This is a genomic window from Mangrovibrevibacter kandeliae (genome assembly GCF_024519155.1).
Classification (GTDB): Bacteria; Pseudomonadota; Alphaproteobacteria; order Rhizobiales; family Rhizobiaceae; genus Mangrovibrevibacter; species Mangrovibrevibacter kandeliae.
On sequence record NZ_JANIFJ010000002.1, the window covers coordinates 641,212 to 662,652 of the forward strand.

Genomic DNA, 21,441 nt, shown 5'->3' on the forward strand with positions numbered 1-21,441 from the left:
CCGAGCGCTTTAGGAAGCCCGGCAAGGCTTGTCCAGCGGCGAGTGCCGGCGAGCGCTCAAGGCGAGCGGCTCCACGTTCCGAACGGTAAGATCATGGCAACAAATGTACAGTAGAGCTTAACAGTCGAGGCAAAATTGCCTTGATCACGTCGAGGAGCACCGCCGGAGCGACGATGTCCCTGCGCAGCAAGCTGATCGCATGCGGGCTGGTGTTCGCGCTGATCGCGATCGCCTTCGGCATCTCGCTGCACCGTGCCCAGCTCGAATCGCAGGCACGGGCCGACCGCACCTACCGCGACGCCCTCGACCTCCTCGTGCATCTGCAGACCGCCAAGATCGACACGGCGGTGATCCACAGCCGCTATGCCGAACTCGTCACGCTCGCACCCAGCAACGATCCCGTCGCTCCGGTCGACGCGTCGACGGTCGTCGAGGGGCTCGACGCGATCGTCGAGCATCTGCGCGCGATGCGCGACCAGCCGCTGCTGGCCGCCTCCGCCGAGGAGATCGAGCGGTTGTATTATCCGCTGACGCGGCTGCGCGCCGGGATGGGGCGGATCAGCCAGCGCATGCTCCTGCGTGAGCTCGAGCGCATCTCCGACAGCCTCGACAGCATCGCCGGCGATGTCCGCCGCGAGTTCGCGGGACTGGACGAACGCCATCGCAGGGACATCGAGACCGCTGCCCGCCGGGGTTGGCTTCTGCTCGGCGCGGCGATGCTGATCGCCTTTGTCGGGGTCTTCTTCCTCCTGCGCGACATCGTTCGGGCGCTCGGCGCAGCCGTCGAGTCGATCCGCGACATGACGCGCGGACGGATGGAGCCGACGACCACCGAGGCCGGCTCCAGCGAGATCCGCGAGCTCTTCGCCGCGCTGCGCGAGATGCAGTTGCACTGGCAGAAGACGGTCAAGACGATGCGCTCGGACACGCAGAGGCTCGACCGGCGCCTGAGCCTGCAGCAGAGCCGGTTCGAGGCCGCGCTCAACAACATGACGCAGGCGCTCTGCATGCTGGACGGCCAGTTCAACCTCGTCATCTACAATCACGCCTTCGCTCGCCTGTTCGGCGACGTGCCGCTCGGGACCCCGGCCGGCGACCTCCTTCTGGACCAGCGCTTCCGTCAGGTTCTGCGGCCGGACGAGACGGCCGAGTTCGAGTATCAGCGGCCCGATGGCGGGATCCTCAGCGTGCGCCGGCGCGGCCTGCGCGAGCGGGGCCTGCTGATCACGCTCGAAGACGTGACCGAGCTGCACAAGGTCGCCGAGCGGGCCGATCGCCTGGCGAGCCATGACGCGCTTACCGACGTCGCCAACCGGCGCGCCTTCCGGCGCCGGCTCGAGCAGGTGCTGGCCGAGCCGGAGACGGCCTTCGCCGTCTTCGCGCTCGACATCAAGGCCTTCCGCCAGATCAACGACGCCTACGGCCTGCCGGTCGGCGACGCACTGCTGCAGCGGGTGGCCGACATCCTCGAGCACTGCGTCGGCGCGGGGGACATGGTGGCCCGCTTCGGTGGCGACGAGTTCGCCGTGCTGCAGGCGAGCGGACCGCAGCCGGAGGCGGCGAACGAGCTGGCGGGCGCGATCGTCGCGGCCTTCGCCGAGCCGCTCGTGGCCGCCGGCCGAGAGGTGCAGGTGGACGTCGCGATCGGCATCGCGGCCTTCGGCGGCCGGTTCGAGACAACTTCGGCCGATCCGGACGAACTGCTGCAGGACTGCGAACTCGCCCTGTCGCGCGCCAAGGCGAGCCCGCGCAGCGCCTTCTGCTTCTTCTCGCCCTACATGCGCGAGGAGGTCAGCCGCCGCCGGGCGCTGGAGACCGATCTCGCCTCGGCGCTCGAGCGCGGCGAGCTGGAGCTCCACTACCAGCCCCTCGTCGACACGGCCCGGCGGGCGGTCTGCGGCTTCGAGGCGCTGCTGCGCTGGCGCCACCCCGAGCGCGGGCTGATCGCGCCGGGCGTCTTCGTGCCGCTCGCCGAAGAGCTGGGGCTGATCCAGGCGATCGGCACTTGGGCGCTCGAGAGCGCCTGCCGTCAGGCGGCCGACTGGCCGGCCCACATGTCGATCGCCGTCAACGTGTCGCCGCTGCAGGTGCGCAGCCGCAACCTGCCCGCCCGGGTCGAGGCGGCGCTGGCAGCCTCCGGGCTGCGGCCGGACCGCCTGCAGATCGAGGTGACCGAATCGCTGCTCCTCGACGACACCGAGAACGTACGCCGCACCCTCGGCGCGCTGCGGACGCTGGGCGTTGTCGTGGCGATGGACGATTTTGGCACCGGCTATTCCTCGCTCGCCTATCTCAGCCGCTTCTCCTTCAGCAAGATCAAGATCGACCAGTCCTTCGTCCGACGCCTGGAGGTCGCCGAGAACCTCGCCGTGGTGCGGGCCGTGATCGGCCTCGGCAAGGCCCTCGGCATTCCGGTGATCGCCGAGGGCGTCGAGACGGAGGCCCAGATGCGGCTGCTCATCGCCGAGGGCTGCAGCGAGATGCAGGGCTACCTCTTCTCCAAGCCCCGGCCGGCGGGCGACCTGCCGAAGATGCTCGCCGAGATCGACGCGGCCTGGGCGAAGCGGATGCCGCCGCCGGCGACCGAGCGTGAGGCCCGCAGCTGAGTCGTCGGACACGGCGCCCGGGCGCGGTCGAACGATGATCGGAGGCTGCGATCGATCTCGGTCTTGATGCGCGGGGCCCGAGCCTGTATAGGAGCTTCAAATTCTCTGCGATGCGATCGTGAGAGTGGGTCCTGCCGGTCCCGCTCTTTTTTGTTATCGGGGTCCGGTGTAGGCGCTCGGCGCGCCGCGGGGATGGTCGCAGAAGCCAGGCCGGCGCCTTCGGCGCCCGGTCGCAGACGACGTATCGGAGCCCCGTGACGGACGACGCGCGCATCATCATCGAAGACGGCCTCGAGGCCCGCATCGCGGCCATCGTGGAGCCGGTCCTGGAGCAGCTCGGCTACCGGCTGGTGCGGGTGCGCATCTCCGGACTGAACGGCATGACCCTGCAGATCATGGCCGAGCGGCCGGACGGGACGATGTCGATCGAAGACTGCGAGGCGGCGAGCCGCGCCATCTCGCCGGTCCTTGACGTCGAGGATCCGATCGAGCGCGAGTACAATCTAGAAATGTCCTCGCCGGGGATCGACCGGCCGCTGGTGCGCCGCTCGGACTTCAAGACCTGGGCCGGCCATCTCCTGAAGCTGGAGACCAGCCGCATCGTCGACGGGCGCAAGCGCTATCGCGGCACCGTGGTCGACGTGGGCGAGGACGGCATCACGCTCGACCGCGACCAGCCGGCACCGAACGAGGCGGCACGCGTCGACATCGCCTTCGACGCCATCGCCGATGCCCGCCTGATCCTGACCGACGCACTCGTCGAGGCCTCGCTGAAGGCCGACAAGGCGGCGCGCCGGGGGGACTACAGCGGCGACAACGACAACACCGCCGACGAGGCGGACGATTGAGGACACGGGATCCGGCGCAAGGGTGCGCCGGTTTCCGCCGAGGCCGGTCCGGCGCAGCGCCGGGCCGACCCATCGGGCCGCAGGGCGCCACGCGGCGCAGCGGCCTCTGACCAGGAGACCAACATGGCAGTCAGTGCGAACAGGCTCGAGCTTCTGCAGATCGCGGATGCCGTCGCGCGCGAAAAATCGATCGATCGCGAGATCGTCATCGGCGCGATGGCCGACGCCATCCAGAAGGCCGCGCGCTCCCGCTACGGGCAGGACACCAACATCCGCGTCGACATCAACACCAAGACCGGCGAGATGAAGCTGCAGCGCCTGCTCGAGGTCGTCGAGGACGTCGAGGACCCGGCGACGCAGATCTATCTCGAGCTCGCCCGCGACAAGAATCCCGACGCCGAGATCGGCGACTTCATCGCCGAGCAGCTGCCGCCGATGGACTTCGGCCGCATCGCCGCCCAGTCCGCCAAGCAGGTGATCGTACAGAAGGTGCGCGACGCCGAGCGCGACCGGCAGTTCGAGGAGTTCAAGGACCGCGTCGGCGAGATCGTCAACGGCACCGTCAAGCGTGTCGAATACGGCAACGTCATCGTCGACCTCGGCCGCGGCGAGGGCATCATCCGCCGCGACGAGCAGATCCCGCGCGAGCTGTTCCGCTATGGCGACCGCGTGCGCGCCTATGTCTACGACGTGCGCCGCGAGCAGCGGGGCCCGCAGATCTTCCTGTCGCGCACCCACCCGCAGTTCATGGCCAAGCTCTTCACCATGGAAGTGCCGGAGATCTACGACGGCATCATCGAGATCAAGTCGGTCGCCCGCGATCCGGGCTCGCGCGCCAAGATCGCCGTGATCTCGCGCGACTCCTCGGTCGATCCGGTCGGCGCCTGCGTCGGCATGCGCGGCTCGCGCGTGCAGGCGGTCGTCGGCGAGCTGCAGGGCGAGAAGATCGACATCATTCCGTGGTCGCCGGACGCCGCCTCCTTCCTCGTCAACGCCTTGCAGCCGGCGGAAGTCGCCAAGGTGGTGCTCGACGAGGACGCCGAGCGCATTGAAGTCGTGGTGCCGGATGACCAATTGTCTCTGGCGATCGGCCGCCGCGGCCAGAACGTGCGTCTGGCTTCGCAGCTCACCGGCTGGGACATCGACATCCTCACCGAGCAGGAAGAGTCGGAGCGTCGCCAGAAGGAGTTCGTCGAGCGGTCGAACCTCTTCATGGAGGCGCTCAACGTCGACGAGATGGTCGGCCAGGTGCTGGCCTCCGAGGGCTTCTCGACCGTCGAGGAGCTCGCCTATGTCGACCGCGACGAGATTGCCGCGATCGAGGGCTTCGACGACGACACGGCGGAAGAGATCCAGGCGCGCGCCAACTCCTACCTGGAGGCCCGCGAGGCCGAGTTCGACGCCAAGCGCAAGGAACTGGGCGTCGCGGACGAGCTGCGCGACATTTCCGGGCTGACGACCGAGATGCTGGTCGCGCTCGGCGAGGACGGCGTGAAGAGCCTGGACGACTTCGCGGGCTGCGCCGCCGACGATCTCGTCGGCTGGAGCGAGCGCAAGGACGGTGAGACCAAGCGCTTCACCGGCGCCCTGTCGGCCTTCGACGTGAGCCGGGCCGACGCCGAGGCGATGATCATGGAAGCCCGCCGCAAGGTCGGCTGGATCGAGGACGAGCCGGAGGCCGAGGACGAGGCCTTCGCCGACGAGGAAGAGGCGCTGCAGGACTAGGCGGCGACGGCAGGGGAGACGGGCGCGCGATGGAGGCCGGCGAGGCAATCGGCGAGGCGGAGCTGGAGGCGGCGGTGAACGGGCGCATGTGCATCGTGTCGCGCAAGAGCCTGCCGGCGGACGCGCTGATCCGCTTCGTGCTCGGGCCGGATGGCGCGGTGGTGGCCGATCTGCGCCGCCGCCTGCCCGGTCGGGGCGCCCATGTGGAGGCCCGGCGCGAGACGGTCGAACTCGCCGTCAGGCGCAACCTCTTCGCCCGGGCGCTGAAGGCGTCGGTGAAGGCGCCGACCGAGCTCGGCGCCGAGGTCGACGGGCTGCTCGCCCGGCATGCGCTGGGGGCCCTCGGCCTTGCGCGCAAGGCGGGTGAACTGGTGACCGGCTCGGCCAAGGTCGAGGCGGCATTGCGCTCGGGGCGGGCGCTGGCGCTGGTGCAGGCGAAGGAGGCCTCGCCGGATGGTCTGCGCAAGGTCGCGGCCCTCTGTCGGGGCGGCGAAATCGAGGTTCTGCGTCCGTTTACCTCCGGGGAAATGGACTTGGCCCTCGGCGGGGTGAATGTGGTACATGCTGCCGTTCTTGCCGGTCACGCCGGCGCGGCGGCCCTCAAGCGCCTCGAGGCGCTGACGACGTATCGGGGCGCCAGTCCCGGCGACGAGTTTGATGGGCGCGGGCCTTTACCCGTGCAGGAAGCGGAAGCGGAATGAGCGATACGAAATCCGGCGACGAGAAGACGCTGAGCGTCAACACCAAGAAGACGCTGACCCTCAAGCGGGGCGGCGTCGAGCAGAGCACCGTGCGGCAGAACTTCTCGCATGGGCGCTCCAAGAGTGTCGTCGTCGAAACCAAGAAGCGGCGCATCGCGCGCCCGGAGGACGTCAAGGAGCCGACGCCGGCGCCGACGGTCGCGGCTGGGCTGAAGCCGCGTCCAGCCGCGCCGACCCCGGCCGCAGGCGCTTCGGCGCCGCAGCCCGCACCGGCCGCAGCCCGTCCCGCCACCCCGGCCCCGGCAGCGCCTGCACCTGCGCCCGCTGCTGAGATGGCGCCGGCGCCCGCCGCGCCGGTGACGCCGCCGGCGGCTGCCGCGCCGCAGGTCGAGGCAAAGGCGCCCGAGACCGCAGCGCCTGCCGCACCGGCTTCCACCCCGACTCCGGCTCCCGCCGCTGAGGCCCCCGCGCCGACGCCGGCTCCCGCACCCGTGGAGGCGAAGGCGCCCGAGCCGGTCGCCGCGGCGCCGGCAGCGCCGGTTTCCAGCGAGGCTGCGCCGTCCGCACCGGCCGCGCCCCGCCAGGAGCCGCCGCGCGCCGCGACGCCGACCGTGGCGGCTCGCCCAGCCGCGACGTCCACCGCCGCTCCCGCCGCGCGGTCGCCGGCCCCCGCCGCTCCGCGCCCTGGCAGTGCCACGGGCACCGGCCGCGCCGAGACCGCGGGTCGCGGCGCCCCGTCGCAGGCGGGCCGTCCGGGCGGTGCGCCGCAGGGTCGGCCCGGCGGCCGTGACGATCGGCGTCCCGCGTCGCAGCCCGGCGGCCGCCAGCCGCGCGGCGCGGTGCTGAGCGACCTGTCGTCGCGTGAGATGGATGCCCGTCGCCGCGCGCTCGAGCTCGCCAAGCAGCGCGAGGCCGAGGATCGCCGCCTGTTCCTCGAGGCCGAGGCCCGGCGCATCTCCGAGGAGGAGCGCCGCCTGCGCGAACGCGAGGAGAGCGAGCGTCGTCAGGCCGAGGAGGTCGCGCGGGTCGCGGCGGAGGCCGAGGCCAAGCGCCGCGCCGAGCAGGACGCCGCGCGCCGGTCGCCGACCGCTGCCCCCACTGCAGAGAGCGCACTGGCCGCCGCCGGCCGCATCGTCGGCCGCCCCGGCGAGGGCGAGGAGGACGAGTCCCGTCCGCGCACCGGCGCGACGGCGCGCCGCGGTGCCCCGCGCACGGCCGAGGCCGCCCGTCCGGCGCGCACGCCGCGCAGCGGCGACGACGACCGTCGCCGTGGCAAGCTGACGCTCGACAAGGCTCTGTCGGGCGACGAGGGTGCCCGCGGGCGCTCGCTGTCGTCGATGCGTCGCCGCCAGGAGAAGTTCAAGCGCTCGCAGCAGAGCCAGCAGCGAGAGAAGATTGCACGCGAAGTGATCCTACCCGAGACCATCACCATCCAGGAGCTCGCCAACCGCATGTCGGAGCGAGCCGTCGACGTCATCAAGTTCCTGATGCAGCAGGGACAGATGATGAAGCCGGGCGACGTCGTCGATGCCGATCTCGCCGAACTGATCGCGGCCGAATTCGGCCACACCGTCAAGCGCGTCGCCGCCTCGGACGTCGAGGAGGGCATCTTCGGCGTCGCCGACAATCCGGAGCACCTGCAGTCGCGCCCGCCGGTCGTCACCATCATGGGCCATGTCGACCACGGCAAGACCTCGCTGCTCGACGCGATCCGCCACGCCAACGTCGTGTCCGGCGAGGCCGGCGGCATCACCCAGCACATCGGCGCCTACCAGGTCGAGCAGGACGGTCGAAAGATCACCTTCATCGACACCCCGGGCCACGCCGCCTTCACCGCGATGCGGGCCCGCGGCGCCCAGGCGACCGACATCGCGGTGCTGGTCGTCGCGGCCGACGACAGCGTGATGCCGCAGACGATCGAGTCGATCAGCCATGCCAAGGCGGCCGGCGTGCCGATCATCGTGGCGATCAACAAGATCGACAAGCACGAGGCCAAGCCCGACCGGGTGCGCCAGCAGCTGCTCCAGCACGACGTCTTCGTTGAATCGATGGGCGGTGAGGTGCTCGACGTCGAGGTGTCGGCCACCAAGGGCACCGGTCTCGACAAGCTGCTCGAGGCCATCATCCTGCAGTCCGAGATCCTCGAGCTGAAGGCCGATCCGGAGCGCACCGCCGAGGGCGTCGTCATCGAGGCGCAGCTCGACCGCGGCCGCGGTCCCGTCGCGACCGTTCTCGTCCAGTCCGGCACGCTGCGAACCGGCGACATCATCATCGCCGGCGACCAGTGGGGCAAGGTGCGCGCCCTGGTGAACGACCGCAGCGAGCAGCTCAAGGAGGCCACGCCGGCGACGCCGGTCGAGGTGCTCGGCATGGCCGGTACGCCCCAGGCGGGCGACCGCTTCGCCGTTGTCGAAAGCGAGGCGCGGGCGCGCGAGATCGCCGAGTATCGCCAGCGGCTCGCCCGCGAGAAGGCGATCGCCAAGTCGGCCGGCCAGCGCGGCTCGCTCGAGCAGATGATGAGCCAGCTTCAGAACACCGGTCTCAAGCTGTTCCCGCTGGTCGTCAAGGGCGACGTGCAGGGCTCGGTCGAGGCGATCCAGAGCGCGCTCGAATCGCTCGGCAACGAGGAGGTGCAGGCGCGCGTGGTTCATTCGGGCGCCGGTGCCATCACCGAGTCCGACATCTCGCTGGCCTCGGCCTCCGAGGCGGCGATCATCGGCTTTAACGTGCGCGCCAACAAGCAGGCGCGCGACCAGGCCGAGCGCGAGGGTATCGAGATCCGCTACTACAACATCATCTACGACCTCGTGGATGACGTGAAGCAGGCGCTCTCCGGCATGCTCTCGCCCGAGCGGCGCGAGACCTTCCTCGGCAATGCCGAGATCCTGGAGGTGTTCAACATCTCCAAGGTCGGCAAGGTCGCGGGCTGCCGCGTGGTCGACGGCAAGGTGGAGCGTGGTGCCGGCGTGCGCCTCATCCGCGACAACGTCGTCATCCACGAGGGCAAGCTGTCCACCCTCAAGCGCTTCAAGGACGAGGTGTCCGAGGTGCCGATGGGCCAGGAGTGCGGCATGGCCTTCGAGCGCTACGAGGACATGCGCGTCGGCGACGTCATCGAGTGCTTCCGCGTTGAGCACGTGGCGCGCTCGCTCTGAGACGAACACGAACGGCGGCTTCGGCCGCCGTTCCCTTTTGCACCTTGCCGAGGTGAGTGCGCATGAAGGTCGCCTTCGGGTGGCGCCGCCGAGGGGTCAGCGAGCTGAGGACGGTCACCGGCGCTGGCGCCGCGCATCCGGTCGGATCAGGGCGCTCTAACGAGCGGCGACCCTCCATACGACGCTCCTGTCGGATCGGCGTGCAGATACTGCGAAAGTCGCCACCTGCGAAAGCTCCAGTTGCGCCAGTCTCCGGAACGCGCCAGGTAGGCTCGAGCGAGGCGGTCGCGTAGATTGCGCGCCTGAAGCGCTCTTGAGCGGGCAAACCCGTCCGGTAGCGCGCGTGGCTCGCCCGCCAGCAGATGATCGAGATAGTCGTCGAGCGCCGGGATCGCCGAGGGACCGAGTGAGCCGAAGTGGCTGATGTCGAGGGGCATTCCCTGCCCCGTCAGTTCGCGGCTGTGTTTCACGTTGAACCGCGCAATCATCGCGTTGGTATCGATGAAGCAGGATCCCGCGAAAACGACTCCGAGGACGGTCAGGTTCGCTGCGACCAGCCAGCGGTTCGACCGCCGACAAGCGATCTGCAGGCAAATCAAAACGAGACCTGCAGCAACGAGCCCCATCCAGGCGAAGGCTGCAAGACGCCATTGGGTCAGCGCGTAGACGTCGACATAGAGATCGAGGCGCAGCATTGCCGAGACGACGAGGACCACGTTCTGCCCGATCCAGAGGTAGACGAGGATTCTCGTCCGGCGGTCGACGCTCGCGGTGGCATCAGGGCGAAAGGCCAGGATGACGAACGCGGCTGCCAGCAGCGCCGCCGCGACCAGCGTATATGCGCCGCGATGCGCATAGTCGGCATAGCTGACGCCCGGAGGAAGCCGCATCCCGCCCCAGAGATACGTGGCATCGAGCCCGGTCTGAACCGCGAATACGACGTTGAAGAGGAGGAGTGCCCGCAGGATCGCGGCTGGCCCGCAGAGGGATTGCAATCGAAGGGACGATACGCGGACCCTCGCCGCCACCGCATCAGGCTGTGATGAAAGTGTGGACGTGCCCCTCCCGAGCAGACGCGGCCTCAGGAAGGGCCAGACCAAACCGCACACGAGAATCCAGAAGAGGACTCTCGCCGGATCGACCTGCGTGAGGAGACGCGAAGGATAGAGCGCCGCCAACCCTTTTTCGATGATCGGATTGCCTGCGCCAAGAAGCGTCAGAAAGCCGAGGCTGAGGATGAGGGGCATGATCCAGACCAGCCAGGCGCGAGCATTGGCCGCCGATCGCGTGCCGCGTCGCAAAGTTCGCTGCCGGACCCGGAGGCGATCGCGCAGTTCGAGCAGACCTGCGATCGGTAGGGCCGCGAGAAAGGTTCCGAGCGCCGGGAGCGCCCCGAGGCCGGACGGAAGACGTCGGCTGGCCGCCAAAGCGAAGCCGGCAAGGCCGGTCACGGCCAGGATCGACGACCTCCAGTCGACCGTCTCGACCATCGCGACGAGCGATACCACGAGCAGGAATGCGAACCGGAGGGAATGCCAGCGGAGGCGGGTTCCGTTGCAGAGCGCGGCGGCAAAGGCCACCATTCCTATGAACAGAGGTGCGGACAGGCCGCTCCACCCGTAGGGCGTGTCGAAGAACAGGTCATCGGCGGTGATCGTCAGCACGAGTGCGGCGATCGCATAGCGTGACAGCGCGGGCCGGAACGGTGTGGCACTGTTGATCAGCTGTCGGGGCATGACGGCGAGCGGGATTCGCACGGCGGTTTCCTCGTACACGGGACGGATGGGTTGGACCAAGCGGCGACGGTTGAAGTCAGCCTGCCAAAGCGGCGCACGCGACGTCGAAGCCAGATCCACAAGTTCTTTGCATCGCAAAGTAGACAAGCAAATCGAGGGAGGTCGTCAGACGCCCTTTGGTGCGAGCGAGATGTCGGGCGCAAGCTCAGCGGCTTCCGCTGCGTTCCGGACGACCTCTTCGAGCACGGCAAGATAGTCGAGAAAACGCTGCCGGCCCTCCGCCGTCAGACGGCATTGCGTCAGCGGTCGCTTTCCCTCGAAGCTCTTCTCGATCCGCACGATTCCCGCCTCCTCGAGCACCTGAAGATGGCGGCTGAGATTGCCGTCGGTCAGGCCGCAGAGCTTCTTGAGATCCGTGAAGGCCAGTCCTTTCGGTCGGCCGACGAGAGAGGTCATGATGCCAAGTCGCGCCTTCTCGTGGATGAGGCGGTCGAGGCCCTGATAGGAGAAAGGCGCTTCAGGCATCTCTGCCTCCGGCGACTGCATGGAAGGCGAGGCCGCAGATGAACTGCCCGATGCCGAAGGGGATGCCCATCGCCCACGGCGAAGGGATGTCGGCGCCGACGCTCGCAAGGAGCGCGGCGAAGCCGGAGAGGAAATACCAGGCGCCGGCGATCGCCATCCCGGTCGGAAACGAGCGCAATCCTGCGAAGATGCCGAGCGCGATGAGGATCTGCCAGAGCCCGGGCAGCATCCAGATCGCCTCCGGCACGAGCCGATAGACCAAGGCGGCCAAGCCGGCACCCGCGATGCCGGCGGGCAGGAATTGAAGCACCGCATTGGCGATCATCGCATCGGCCAGGCCACCATGCCGACGGCGCGACCGGCCGATCATTTCACCGCCGATGATCGCCGCGCAGATGAACGCAACGCCGATCCAGGTCGCGAAATAGCCGAGCGACGTGGTCCGGAGATCGGGCGCCACCCACGCCTGCAACGCCGCCGTCAGCAGCGCCAGCAAGCCCGTGCCGGCGAGCGCCAAGGGGCCGAGACCGCGAAAGATCGTACCCTCGGCGATGCGTTCGCGGATCTCGCTGATCTCTGCAAGGGCTCTCTCGTAATCCTGCATCACTCTAGCTTTGCAATACAAAGAATACGCTTTTGTAGAGAGAATGGCGCGACGAAGCAAGAGCGCCGCTCGACTGACGGTCGGCCGTGTGACCGAGTCGATCATGTGCCGCTCAACGATCCTCCAGGATCGCGAGGGCGACGAGCATCAGGAGCACCGCGGGAGCGATCTTCACCAGCGGCCCGAGCGGATCCAGCCAGAGCGCCGGCGTCAGCACCGTCGCGGCTCCAGCATAGGCAATCGCCAGCACGGTACCGGCCACCAGCCCGCGTCCGCAGGTCCGGCGAAACGCGATCGCGAGCCCGATCAGGACGTCGAGAAGGCTGGTGGCGATGGTCAGTGCTGTCGCCGGCAGACGGGGAAGACCGAGGGCTGCGATGATCGACGTCGCCGCCTCCAGCGCGGCGGTGAGCGCGATCAGCCCGGTGCCGATCCAGAACAGCGACAGAACCGTCAGGATCGGGCCCTTCAAGAGATAGAGCCGGCCGAACCAGCGCTCCTGAACGGTCGAGGGCAGCGCTGCGACGACGGCGGCCGCCGGCTGCGGCCGGATGCCGGTCTCCGCCGACCATGCCGTGGGGTTGCCGGTTACGCCCCGGCGCAGTTCGGCGAGTGCCGTGCTGCGGATCGGGGGACGCCAGCCGAGCCGCGCGACCGCATCACCGCAGAGGCTGCCGAGCCGCAGCAGGAGACCGGGGAGCGCCGCCCGTCGACGCGGTCCGCCGAAGTGCGTTCCGAGCGCATTCACCACCGCGCCGACCGTCGTCGGGTCGGGTTCCATCACGTCCCAGGTTGCCGCGACGTCGCGACGGCCGGCGCGCCAGTCGTCCGCCGCCCATGCCACGGTGCGAGCGATGTGGTGACGGATGTGACCGCGAAGGGGCGCGCCGCAAGCGACGGCGGCAGGGCGAACGGGAGCATGGCCAAGGCTCGCATCAAGGCGCTGCCGCCGAAAGCCGCGTCGGCCAGCACGAAGCCCGGTCGCAGGATGAGATGCGGCACGCCGGACCGCTGGATGATGCTCTCGCCAACGCGCTTGGTCCGGCTGAAGGCGGTGCGATCGTCGCCGGGGCTGCCGGGCACGGACAGATGGATGAGGAGGCCTGGGTGTGCGCGCATTGCCGCGGTCAGCCGTTCGACGAACCCGACATGCGCGGCCTCGCCCGTACCGCGGCCGCTGTCCTGCAGGACGCCGATGCAGTTGACGACGACCTTGGCCCGGGTGCGATCGAGGAGCGCGCACAACTCCGGCTCGGCCAGTGCGACCAGCGGCGCAGCGATTCGCGCCGCGCCGAAACGAGCCGCCTGCGCGGGTGAGAAGTGCCGCGCCGCCGCGACGACCAGGCGGCCGTCGCGCGCCAGCCAGTCCGCGACCGCCTCGCCGATCAGGCCCGAAGCTCCGAGGACCAGGATCGTCGGGTCCCGGCTCACGGCTTTGCCACCATCAGCCACAGGATGGCGATCACCGCACCGAAGCCTGGAATCCCGCAGACGAACCACCATCGGAACAGCCGGTGATAGGCGGCCGGCAGCGGTGCGCCGTTGGCGGCCGCCGTGCGCGCGAGATCGCGCATCCGGATCTGCATCCACACCACCGGCAGCCAGAAGGCGCCGGCAATCGCATAGAGGATGAGCGCGAGGCCGAGCCAGCCGTGGGTGAGAGAGAGGTCGAGCTGCTGCGCCAGGAGGTAGCCCGTCACCGGCTGGGCGATCACCGCGCTTGCCGTGAAAAGGAGATCGGCGAGCACCACCACGCTGGCAGTGCGGGCGACGAAGCTCGCATCGCGGCTGAGATGGGCCATCAGCATGAAGAAGGCGATGCCCATGCCGGTGCCGAGGATCACCACGGCGCCGAGGATGTGCAGAAAGCGCAGGACCAGGTAGGCGTCCGGCACGATGCGTGGCGTCAGTGGCGGAAGTGGCGCATGCCGGTGAAGACCATCGCGATGCCGGCGTCGTCGGCGGCCTTGATCACCTCGTCGTCGCGCATCGAGCCGCCCGGCTGGATCACCGCCGTGGCGCCGGCCTCGACCGCCGAGAGCAGGCCGTCGGCGAACGGGAAGAAGGCGTCGGACGCGACCGCCGAGCCCTTGGTCAGCGGCTCGGCGAGGCCCGCGGCCTTCGCGGCTTCGCCCGCCTTCAGAGCGGCGATGCGGGCCGAGTCGACGCGGCTCATCTGGCCGGCGCCGATGCCGACCGTCGCGCCGTCCTTGGCATAGACGATGGCGTTCGACTTGACGTGCTTGGCGACGCGGAAGGCAAAGCGCAGGTCCGCGAGCTCGCGCTCGGAGGGCGCGCGCCTGGTCGCCACCTTGAGGTCGAGATCGTCCACCACGCCCGCATCGCGCGACTGGACGAGGAGGCCCCCGGCCACCGACTTCACCAGCCGGCCGGGCGCACGCGGGTCCGGCAGGCCGCCGGTGAGGAGCAGACGGAGGTTCTTCTTGCCCGCGACGAGGGCGATGGCCGCCTCGTCGGCATCCGGCGCGATGATCACCTCGGTGAAGATCTTGACGATCTCCTCGGCCGCGGCCGCGTCGAGCGTGCGATTCAGGGCGACGATGCCGCCGAAGGCCGAGACCGGGTCGCAGGCGAGCGCTCGGGCATAGGCTTCGGCGAGGCTCGCGCCCTCCGCGACGCCGCAGGGGTTGGCGTGCTTGATGATGGCGACCGCCGCCGTGCGCGCCGGATCGAACTCGCCGACGAGCTCGAAGGCGGCGTCGGTGTCGTTGATGTTGTTGTAGGACAGCTCCTTGCCCTGCAGCTGGCGCGCCGTCGCCACCCCCGGCCGGCTCGCACCGGTGCGGTAGAAGGCGGCCGACTGGTGCGGATTCTCGCCGTAGCGCAGGGTCTGCGACAGGGCGCCGGCAACGCTGATCCAGTCGGGCGCGGACTCGCCGAGCGTCTCGGCGAACCAGCCGGAGATCGCTGCGTCATAGGCGGCGGTGCGGGCAAAGGCTTTGGCGGCAAGCGCGCGGCGCAGCGCAAAGCCGGTCTTGCCGCCGTCGGCCCGCAGCGCCTCGAGCACGCGCGGATAGTCGGCCGGATCGGTGATCGTGGTGAGGTAGGCGTGATTCTTGGCGGCGGCGCGGATCATCGCCGGTCCGCCGATGTCGATGTTCTCGACCGCCGTGGCATAGTCGGCGCCGCCGGCGACCGTCGCCTCGAACGGGTAGAGGTTGACGACGAGGAGGTCGATGCCGGCGATGCCGTGTTCGTCCATCGCCTTGGCGTGCTCGGGATCCTGGCGGATGCCGAGAAGGCCGCCATGGACACCCGGATGCAGCGTCTTCACCCGGCCGCCCATGATTTCGGGAAACCCGGTGAGATCCGACACGTCCTTGACCGGCAGCCCTGCCGTCTCGAGCGCCTGGCGCGTGCCGCCGGTGGAGACGAGCTCGATGCCGAGTTCGACGAGGGCGCGGGCGAAGTCGACGATCCCCGTCTTGTCCGAGACCGACAGGAGCGCGCGGCCGACCGACACGGTGTCCGGGGCGGGGAAGGTGCTGGCGGAAACGGCCATCTCGAAAGCGTCCTTGCGGCGTCGCGGCCCGCGCGGCGCGGGCGAGGGGAGAACAGGCAGAGCCCGCGCGAGTGCTTTCGCAGCGGGCGCCGCTTCTGTAGCCCCATGCTCCCGGCAAGACAACGCCGCCGCCTCTGGCGCTTGAGGCGCCCGCCCGACCAGCGGTTCGTGCGGCTCAGTGCTCCGGACCGTCGCGCCGGAACGACCATTCCAGCACCGGCTCCTGGTAGGGGTCGAAGGCGATGGCGAGCTGCAGCGTCCGGCGGGCACCGCCGCTGGCAGCGAAGAACACGCTGTCCTCGATCTCGGCGAGGTGGTTGGCAGTGAAGTGCCAGACCTGCTCCCGGGTGGCGAGACGCACCGCGCGCCCCACCCGGCTGACATGGACGCTCGGATGCAGGTGGAAGCGCGCCACCGCCTCGACCGCATGCCCCTGCGGCGGGCGTGCCGCACGTCCGTGCGCCCCGAGGAGGCGATCGACGCCCTGCACAAGTCGGCCGTCGCGCGACAGGAAGATCGAGCGCTCGTGCTTCAGGCCGAAGGGGGCGAGATAGCCGTCGTGGCCGGCGGTGAAGCCCTGGCCGTCGTCGCCGTCCTCGCGGGCGACGGACACCTTGTCCGGGCCGGCGATCAGCGGCGTGCCGAGGAAGCGCTCGATGAGGTCGGAGCTCGCAAAGCGCGAGGAGGAGCGGTCGCCGATGGTAATCGTGGAATGGGCGGCCGTCGCCCGGGCGAAGCGCCGCCACTGCGCCTCGTCGGGCGCGGGTGCGCCGCAGTTGACGACGATGCGCGAGCGGCCGGACGACAGCTCGAAGGCGAGCGTGCCGGCATGTGCCTCGCCGGACAGATGCGGTGCCGGCGGCGCGCCGGTGTCGGCGATCAGCACCGTGCCGCCGCCGGCGAGCCGCTGGTAGCCGGACTGGCGCGCGAAGCTGATCGGCTCGCCCAGCGTTTCGTCGTAGCGCAGGAGCGCGGTCATCAGCTGAAGTTCGGAGACGCTGGCGCCGTTGAACAGGGCGAGCGTGCCGTCGACATGCCGGAAGAAGCGCAGCGTCGGCAGCATCCGGTCGATCGCCGAGAAGACGCCCTTCGGCACCGGGTGCGACTGGTTGGAGAAGGTCTGGCGCAGCGGCAGGAGCAGCGCGGCGATCTCGGGGATCACCGCCGGGTTGCGCGAGACGTGGCCGCCGTCCGGAAAGATCTGCTGGTTCAGCTCGTCGTTCAGCGCCCGGGCGGCGCTGCGCATCTGGCCGCCGCCGGTCGGCAGGCACAGCGACGCGAAGGCGAGCGCGATGCGGGCGCGCAGCCGGGGCAGCCCCTCCGGCGCCTCGCCGACGATCGAGCGGAGATAGCGCGTCTGACGGCAGAGGCTCTTCAGGAAGCGTCGGTAGAAGGCGTAGTCGGCGCCGTCGAGGATCGTCGGCGAGTGCGCCATCCAGGCGACGATGCGGCGCGCGGTGACTTCGGGATCGTAACCGAGACCGCCGACGCCGTTGCCGCGCGTTGCGATCCACTCGCTGACGAGCGAGCGGGCATTGCCGGCGGCGAGCGCGTCGCCGCACTCGGCCAGATGACGCAGCCATTCGAAGCTCTGCAGCTCGACCGCCCAGGCGCGCGTCGGCGGGATCACCTGGAAGGGCGAGCGGCCCGCGGCCTCCACCAGCTCGCCAGCGAAGTAGAAGCGGCCGGCATAGATGTCCTCGGCAAGGATCGGATCGCCGCGCCGCAGGTCCGGCGGGGCCACCAGCAGGCGTTCGGCGGTGGTGGCGGGCAGCAGCCAGCGATGCAGCGAGCCCGCGCGCAGATGCCGGCGGGCGCGTCGCCACGCCTCTTTCATCAGCAGCGCCGCCAGCCGCGGCTTGTCCGCCATTTGCGCCGTCACGCCCACACCGCCCTCTCTCCCCCCGGCCTTTGCCGATGAGCCGCGCCCGATCAGCGTCGACGGCCGAGTGTCAGCGAGTATGGTAAATGCTCAGTTAAGACCCGGCGACGACCGCCATAGTGATCACAGAGCTAACGTCGCGCAACTTATGATTCAGTGCTCAGGCGACGCGCCTGAACCGCGCAGCGAAGAACCCGTCGAGCCCGGAGAGGGCAGGGTCACCGAGATCGAGCATCGCGGGCGTCGTTCGCAGCATTCCCGTCGGCGAGACCGCCTCGGCGAGCCCCATGACCTCGTCCGGGGCGACCGGATCGAGCGCGAAGTGACGGTGCTCGGCGAGGAACGCGTCCGCCACGGCCTCGCCCTCGATCGGGTCGAGCGAGCAGTTGGAGAAGATCAGGCGGCCGCCGGGCGCGGTGAGTTTGGCGGCATCGGCGAGGAGGCGGGCCTGGACCGCCGCGAGCTTCTCGATCTCGGCGGGGGACTTGGTGAAGGCGACGTCGGGATGACGGCGCAGCGTGCCGGTGGAGGAGCAGGGCGCATCGAGGAGCACGGCGTCGAAGAGGGCCGGCGCTCGGAGGGTCGAGAGATCGCCCTGGACCAGCTGCGCCGTCAGCCCGAGCCGTTCCAGATTGGCGCGCAGACGCCGCAGGCGGGAGACGGAAATCTCGACGGCCGTGACCTCGGCGCCGGCCAGCGCGAGCTGGGCCGTCTTGCCGCCGGGCGCGGCACACAGATCGGCGGCCCGCTTGCCGGCCAAATCGCCGAACAGACGCGCCGGCAAGGCTGCCGCCGCGTCCTGCACCCACCATTCGCCCTCTGCGAAGCCTTCGAGCTCGGTCACCGGACCGCCATTGCCGGGAAGCCGCACCGAGCCGGTCGGCAGCAGGCGGCCCCCGAGCCGCTCGGCCCAGAGCGCCGGGTCCCGCTTGACCGTCAGGTCGAGCGGCGGCGGCAGGCGATGCGCGGCGGCGATGCGTGCCGCGGCGTCGTTGCCGTAGGCCGCCACCAGTCGCTCGTAGAGCCAGGCCGGGCAGTCGAGCCGGGAATCGCCATATCGGATGACGAGGGCGTCGCGCTCGCGCGACAGGCGGCGCAGCACGGCATTGACCATGCCGGCGTAGCGCCGGTTGCGCGGATCGGCATTGGCCGATTCGACGGCGAGGTCGACGGCCGCCGAATCCGGTACGCCGAGATGCAGGATCTGCGTCGCGCCGACATGCAGGAGATGGCGCAGCGCCGCGGCCCTGGCCGGCAGCGGACGGTCGAGGCAGGCGTCGAGCATCGCCGCGATCGAGCCGTGGAAGCGCAGCGCCGACAGGAGGATCGCCTTCACCAGCGCCTGGTCGCGCGCTTCGAGCGCCCGGAGCCCGGGCTGGCCGTGCGCTGGATCGGTCAGGCCGTCGGCCGAGGTGCCGGTCTCGAGCACCGCACCCAGCAGCTTTGCCGCGATCTGTCGTGCCGCGAGTCCTGGCCGCTCGACGGCCGCTCGCGGCGGCTGCTCGTTGGAACCCGCGCGGCGTCCGGCGAAGGCGCCGCGGCTCAACCCCAGGGACCCCGGCGGGTCGAGGGGCCGGTGGGACGGGCCGGCGAACCGCCGGCGGTAGGCGGCGCAGGTCGCCGCCAGTCCGGGCGCGTCCGATTGGCCGTCGCCGACCAGGGGCCCTCGAAGGCGGGCTGCGGCACCGCCTCGGCCGGTCCGGCCATCCGCGAGCCGGATGCCGCGCAGGCGGCCGTCGCCATCTCCTCCAGCGCCGCGATGCGGTTGCCGGTGTCTGGATGGGTGGAGAACAGGCTGTCCATGCCGCGGCCGGTGAGCGGGTTGACGATGAACATGTGCGCCGTCGCCGGATTGCGCTCGGCGTCGTAGTTCACCGTCCGCCCCGCGGCGCTGGCGATCTTGGCGAGCGCCGAAGCGAGCCACAGCGGGTTGCCGCAGATCTCGGCGCCGCGACGGTCGGCGGCATACTCCCGCGTCCGGCTGATCGCCATCTGCACCAGCATGGCGGCGAACGGCGCGACGAGGAGCGCGACCAGCGTTCCGATGGCCCCGAACGGGTTGTTGTTGTCGCGATTGCCGCCCAGGCCGCCGAAGAAGAAGGCGAAGTTGCCGAGCATTGAGATCGCGCCCGCAAGCGTCGCGGTCAGCGTCATGGTCAGCGTGTCGCGATGTTCGACGTGGGCGAGCTCGTGCGCCATCACGCCGGCGACCTCCTCGGGCGTCAGCCGGCGCAGGAGGCCGGTGCTGGCGGCGACGGCGGCGTTGGCGGGGTTGCGCCCGGTGGCAAAGGCGTTCGGCTGGTCGCTGTCGATGACGAAGGTGCGCGGCATCGGCAGTCCGGCCGCATGTGACAGTTGGCGGACGATCCCGACCAACTCGGGCGCGCTGCCCTCGTCCACCTCGCGCGCCCCGTACATGCGCAGGACCAGCTTGTCGGCGTTCCAGTAGGAGAAGAAGTTCATGCCGGCGGCGATGACCAGGGCGATCAGCAGGCCGCCGCGGCCGCCGAGGAGGAAGCCGACGGCCATGAACAAGGCGGTCAGGAAGGCGATCAGCATCGCCGTCTTGATCAGGTTCATCGCGGGTCCGGTCCTCTCGTTGCGGCGGCCAGGCCGCTTCCGCGTCGAGATTTGGTGTTTCCGTGCCGCCGCTTCAATCCGGCGACGGACGACATAGCGCTTTCTCCTCGCCACGGCCCGCCTTATCTGAGGCGCAGAAGCGAGCCGCGGAGACGGGCATGGAAGAGAGTGAGAACGGCGGCCACGCGGCTGGCGCGCCGGGGGCCGAAAGCCGGGGGGCGGACGGGCGCGCTCTCACTCCGGCCGCGCGCCGCGCCTTGGCGGAGGCCGAGGAGCGACGCCGGCGGTCACCGGGGGAAACCCATCCGGTGCCGGAGGTCGACGGCCGCAAAGGGCCTGAACCGGTCCGCTACGGCGACTGGGAGAAGAACGGGATCATCTCCGACTTCTGAGCCGGAAGCGCGACGTGTGCCGGCGCTGTCGCCTTACCGCGTAAATAATCTAGGGTTGTAGGATTTCCATCTGCTACCAGGCGCTTCGCTTGGGACCCCCGCGCCATTGATATCGACGGCCGCAGCGTACCGCGCGTCGTAAGGCGCAATAAGCGTCGCCACGGAGCCCGGCCGGCCCGAGGTCTATAGGAAAATCGTCCTTTTCGGTTTATGCTGTACCGCATGATGATTCGCTCGGCCGCTTCCCTCTCGATTTTAGGTTGTGCCATCGTGGCGCTCTTCGGCGTCGGGTTGAGCGCCCAGGCCGCCGATGACGATCGGCTGGAGCGCATCCAGGGCCCGGTCGCCGCGCAGGTGGTCAAGGTCCGGGACGGCGACACCGTCGAGGTGGAGGCCTTCGTCTGGCCGCAGCAGACCGTGCACATCGCGGTGCGGCTGCGCGGGGTGGATGCGCCCGAGCTGCATGGCAAATGCGAGGCTGAAAAGGCCGCGGCACAGGTGGCCAAGCAGCGGCTCGCCGATCTCGTCGGCGATGGTGCCGTCCAGCTGACCGACATCTCGGGCGACAAGTATTTCGGCCGCGTCCTTGCCGACATCGGTCTGTCGGGCGGCGAGAGCTTCAACGCCCAGCTCCTGAAGGAAGGCCTCGTCGAGCGCTACGGCGGCGGCAAGCGGCGCGACTGGTGCGACCAGACGAGCGAGGCCGCGCCGATGCCGTTGCCGCGCAAACGCAGCTGACGCTCTGCCAAGGCCCATCCAGAGGGTCTGCGCAATCGGCGCAGGCGTCGGTCGCTTTCGACGAGCGGCTGGCCGGTCACGATTGCGTCAGCCCGGCACCGGGAACCGCCTCTATACGGCGAGGCCCACGAGCACGGCGCCGGACGACGGCTGCAGGCGGCCTGTGACAGCATTCGCGATCCACCGCTTTGGCCGGCGATCGCATGGTTTATCAGACGTTAACGTCGTTAACGGATCGTTAACCTTTTGCGTGCCATTCTCGGTTCGTCAAACGAGCGGCTTCCCGAAAACGACGCGGTCTCACAAGCGTCGGGGGAACGAGCACACAAGACGGGCGTGGCAGTCGAGGGGTGATGCCACGCCCGCATCCTCTCCAAATCATGATGGCGACGATGCGCCGAAGGCGCACGCACGAGGCCGGGTTTC

The 21,441-nt window shown here is 69.8% G+C and carries 17 protein-coding genes and 1 pseudogene; 8 read left to right on the forward strand and 10 right to left on the reverse strand.

Features of this window, described 5'->3' with window-relative positions; translation table 11 throughout:
- The first annotated feature begins 173 nt into the window (after positions 1–173).
- From NPA30_RS09300 to infB, 6 genes and pseudogenes are all read left to right on the forward strand, one after another.
- Complete coding sequence (locus NPA30_RS09300) at positions 174–2,606, forward strand: putative bifunctional diguanylate cyclase/phosphodiesterase (protein ID WP_256802345.1); 2,433 nt, start codon at positions 174–176, stop codon at positions 2,604–2,606.
- 254 nt (positions 2,607–2,860) lie between these two features.
- The gene (gene rimP, locus NPA30_RS09305; RefSeq protein WP_256802346.1) at positions 2,861–3,454 is read left to right on the forward strand and encodes a ribosome maturation factor RimP; all 594 of its coding nucleotides are present in this window, start codon (positions 2,861–2,863) and stop codon (positions 3,452–3,454) included.
- A gap of 123 nt (positions 3,455–3,577) precedes the next feature.
- A complete protein-coding gene (nusA, locus tag NPA30_RS09310; RefSeq protein WP_256802347.1) occupies positions 3,578–5,179 on the forward strand; it encodes a transcription termination factor NusA in 1,602 nt (533 codons plus the stop codon).
- Between the two features lie 29 nt (positions 5,180–5,208).
- On the forward strand, positions 5,209–5,880 hold the full coding sequence (locus NPA30_RS09315; RefSeq protein ID WP_256802348.1) for an RNA-binding protein: 672 nt from the start codon (positions 5,209–5,211) through the stop codon (positions 5,878–5,880).
- Positions 5,877–5,987: pseudogene (locus NPA30_RS19655) on the forward strand (hypothetical protein); the annotation flags it as partial. The gene NPA30_RS09315 and the pseudogene NPA30_RS19655, both read left to right, overlap by 4 nt.
- 504 nt (positions 5,988–6,491) lie before the next feature.
- Positions 6,492–9,035, forward strand: a complete 2,544-nt coding sequence (gene infB, locus NPA30_RS09320; protein ID WP_407944103.1) for a translation initiation factor IF-2 — start codon at positions 6,492–6,494, stop codon at positions 9,033–9,035.
- 146 nt (positions 9,036–9,181) lie between these two features.
- On the opposite strand, the gene NPA30_RS09325 is transcribed toward infB, so the two are convergent.
- The 10 genes from NPA30_RS09325 to htpX all read right to left on the reverse strand — a co-directional run bounded on the left by NPA30_RS09325 (position 9,182) and on the right by htpX (position 19,885).
- Positions 9,182–10,525 (reverse strand): DUF4153 domain-containing protein, encoded by a 1,344-nt coding sequence (locus tag NPA30_RS09325; RefSeq protein WP_372338784.1) that lies wholly within the window; start codon positions 10,523–10,525, stop codon positions 9,182–9,184.
- 411 nt (positions 10,526–10,936) lie between these two features.
- Positions 10,937–11,296, reverse strand: coding sequence for a winged helix-turn-helix domain-containing protein (locus NPA30_RS09330; protein ID WP_256802351.1), 360 nt, complete (start codon positions 11,294–11,296; stop codon positions 10,937–10,939).
- Complete coding sequence (locus NPA30_RS09335) at positions 11,289–11,900, reverse strand: hypothetical protein (protein WP_256802352.1); 612 nt, start codon at positions 11,898–11,900, stop codon at positions 11,289–11,291. The genes NPA30_RS09330 and NPA30_RS09335 overlap by 8 nt, the downstream gene beginning before the upstream one ends.
- A gap of 112 nt (positions 11,901–12,012) precedes the next feature.
- Positions 12,013–12,681 carry a DoxX-like family protein gene (locus NPA30_RS09340; protein WP_256802423.1) on the reverse strand — a complete coding sequence of 223 codons (669 nt, stop codon included), beginning with the start codon at positions 12,679–12,681 and terminating at the stop codon, positions 12,013–12,015.
- On the reverse strand, positions 12,681–13,403 hold the full coding sequence (locus NPA30_RS09345; RefSeq protein ID WP_256802353.1) for an NAD-dependent epimerase/dehydratase family protein: 723 nt from the start codon (positions 13,401–13,403) through the stop codon (positions 12,681–12,683). The genes NPA30_RS09340 and NPA30_RS09345 overlap by 1 nt, the downstream gene beginning before the upstream one ends.
- Complete coding sequence (locus NPA30_RS09350; RefSeq protein ID WP_256802354.1) at positions 13,328–13,795, reverse strand: DUF2269 family protein; 468 nt, start codon at positions 13,793–13,795, stop codon at positions 13,328–13,330. Before NPA30_RS09350 ends, NPA30_RS09345 begins: the two co-directional genes overlap by 76 nt.
- 11 nt (positions 13,796–13,806) lie before the next feature.
- A complete protein-coding gene (gene purH / locus NPA30_RS09355) occupies positions 13,807–15,423 on the reverse strand; it encodes a bifunctional phosphoribosylaminoimidazolecarboxamide formyltransferase/IMP cyclohydrolase (RefSeq protein WP_256802355.1) in 1,617 nt (538 codons plus the stop codon).
- Between the two features lie 175 nt (positions 15,424–15,598).
- Positions 15,599–17,293, reverse strand: coding sequence for a heparinase II/III family protein (locus tag NPA30_RS09360; RefSeq protein WP_256802356.1), 1,695 nt, complete (start codon positions 17,291–17,293; stop codon positions 15,599–15,601).
- Positions 17,294–17,465: 172 nt separating this feature from the next.
- Positions 17,466–18,851 (reverse strand): RsmB/NOP family class I SAM-dependent RNA methyltransferase, encoded by a 1,386-nt coding sequence (locus tag NPA30_RS09365; protein ID WP_256802357.1) that lies wholly within the window; start codon positions 18,849–18,851, stop codon positions 17,466–17,468.
- Complete coding sequence (gene htpX, locus NPA30_RS09370; protein ID WP_256802358.1) at positions 18,848–19,885, reverse strand: zinc metalloprotease HtpX; 1,038 nt, start codon at positions 19,883–19,885, stop codon at positions 18,848–18,850. Before htpX ends, NPA30_RS09365 begins: the two co-directional genes overlap by 4 nt.
- Before the next feature lie 158 nt (positions 19,886–20,043).
- Here htpX and NPA30_RS09375 point away from each other — a divergent pair, with 158 nt between their 5' ends.
- Positions 20,044–20,277, forward strand: a complete 234-nt coding sequence (locus NPA30_RS09375) for a DUF1674 domain-containing protein (protein WP_256802359.1) — start codon at positions 20,044–20,046, stop codon at positions 20,275–20,277.
- A 222-nt stretch (positions 20,278–20,499) separates the two neighbouring features.
- Positions 20,500–21,015 carry a thermonuclease family protein gene (locus NPA30_RS09380; protein ID WP_256802360.1) on the forward strand — a complete coding sequence of 172 codons (516 nt, stop codon included), beginning with the start codon at positions 20,500–20,502 and terminating at the stop codon, positions 21,013–21,015.
- Positions 21,016–21,441 lie beyond the last annotated feature (426 nt).

Excerpts from the sequence above, each read along its gene's own strand:
- NPA30_RS09300 (WP_256802345.1), top strand. The coding sequence starts at position 174 with ATGTCCCTGCGCAGCAAGCTGATCGCATGCGGGCTGGTGTTCGCGCTG.
- nusA (WP_256802347.1), top strand. The coding sequence starts at position 3,578 with ATGGCAGTCAGTGCGAACAGGCTCGAGCTTCTGCAGATCGCGGATGCC.
- NPA30_RS09315 (WP_256802348.1), top strand. The coding sequence starts at position 5,209 with ATGGAGGCCGGCGAGGCAATCGGCGAGGCGGAGCTGGAGGCGGCGGTG.
- NPA30_RS09325 (WP_372338784.1), bottom strand. The coding sequence starts at position 10,525 with ATGGTCGAGACGGTCGACTGGAGGTCGTCGATCCTGGCCGTGACCGGC.
- NPA30_RS09330 (WP_256802351.1), bottom strand. The coding sequence starts at position 11,296 with ATGCCTGAAGCGCCTTTCTCCTATCAGGGCCTCGACCGCCTCATCCAC.
- NPA30_RS09335 (WP_256802352.1), bottom strand. The coding sequence starts at position 11,900 with ATGCAGGATTACGAGAGAGCCCTTGCAGAGATCAGCGAGATCCGCGAA.
- NPA30_RS09340 (WP_256802423.1), bottom strand. The coding sequence starts at position 12,681 with ATGGAACCCGACCCGACGACGGTCGGCGCGGTGGTGAATGCGCTCGGA.
- NPA30_RS09345 (WP_256802353.1), bottom strand. The coding sequence starts at position 13,403 with ATGGTGGTTCGTCTGCGGGATTCCAGGCTTCGGTGCGGTGATCGCCAT.
- purH (WP_256802355.1), bottom strand. The coding sequence starts at position 15,423 with ATGGCCGTTTCCGCCAGCACCTTCCCCGCCCCGGACACCGTGTCGGTC.
- NPA30_RS09360 (WP_256802356.1), bottom strand. The coding sequence starts at position 17,293 with ATGGCGGACAAGCCGCGGCTGGCGGCGCTGCTGATGAAAGAGGCGTGG.
- htpX (WP_256802358.1), bottom strand. The coding sequence starts at position 19,885 with ATGAACCTGATCAAGACGGCGATGCTGATCGCCTTCCTGACCGCCTTG.
- NPA30_RS09375 (WP_256802359.1), top strand. The coding sequence starts at position 20,044 with ATGGAAGAGAGTGAGAACGGCGGCCACGCGGCTGGCGCGCCGGGGGCC.
- NPA30_RS09380 (WP_256802360.1), top strand. The coding sequence starts at position 20,500 with ATGATGATTCGCTCGGCCGCTTCCCTCTCGATTTTAGGTTGTGCCATC.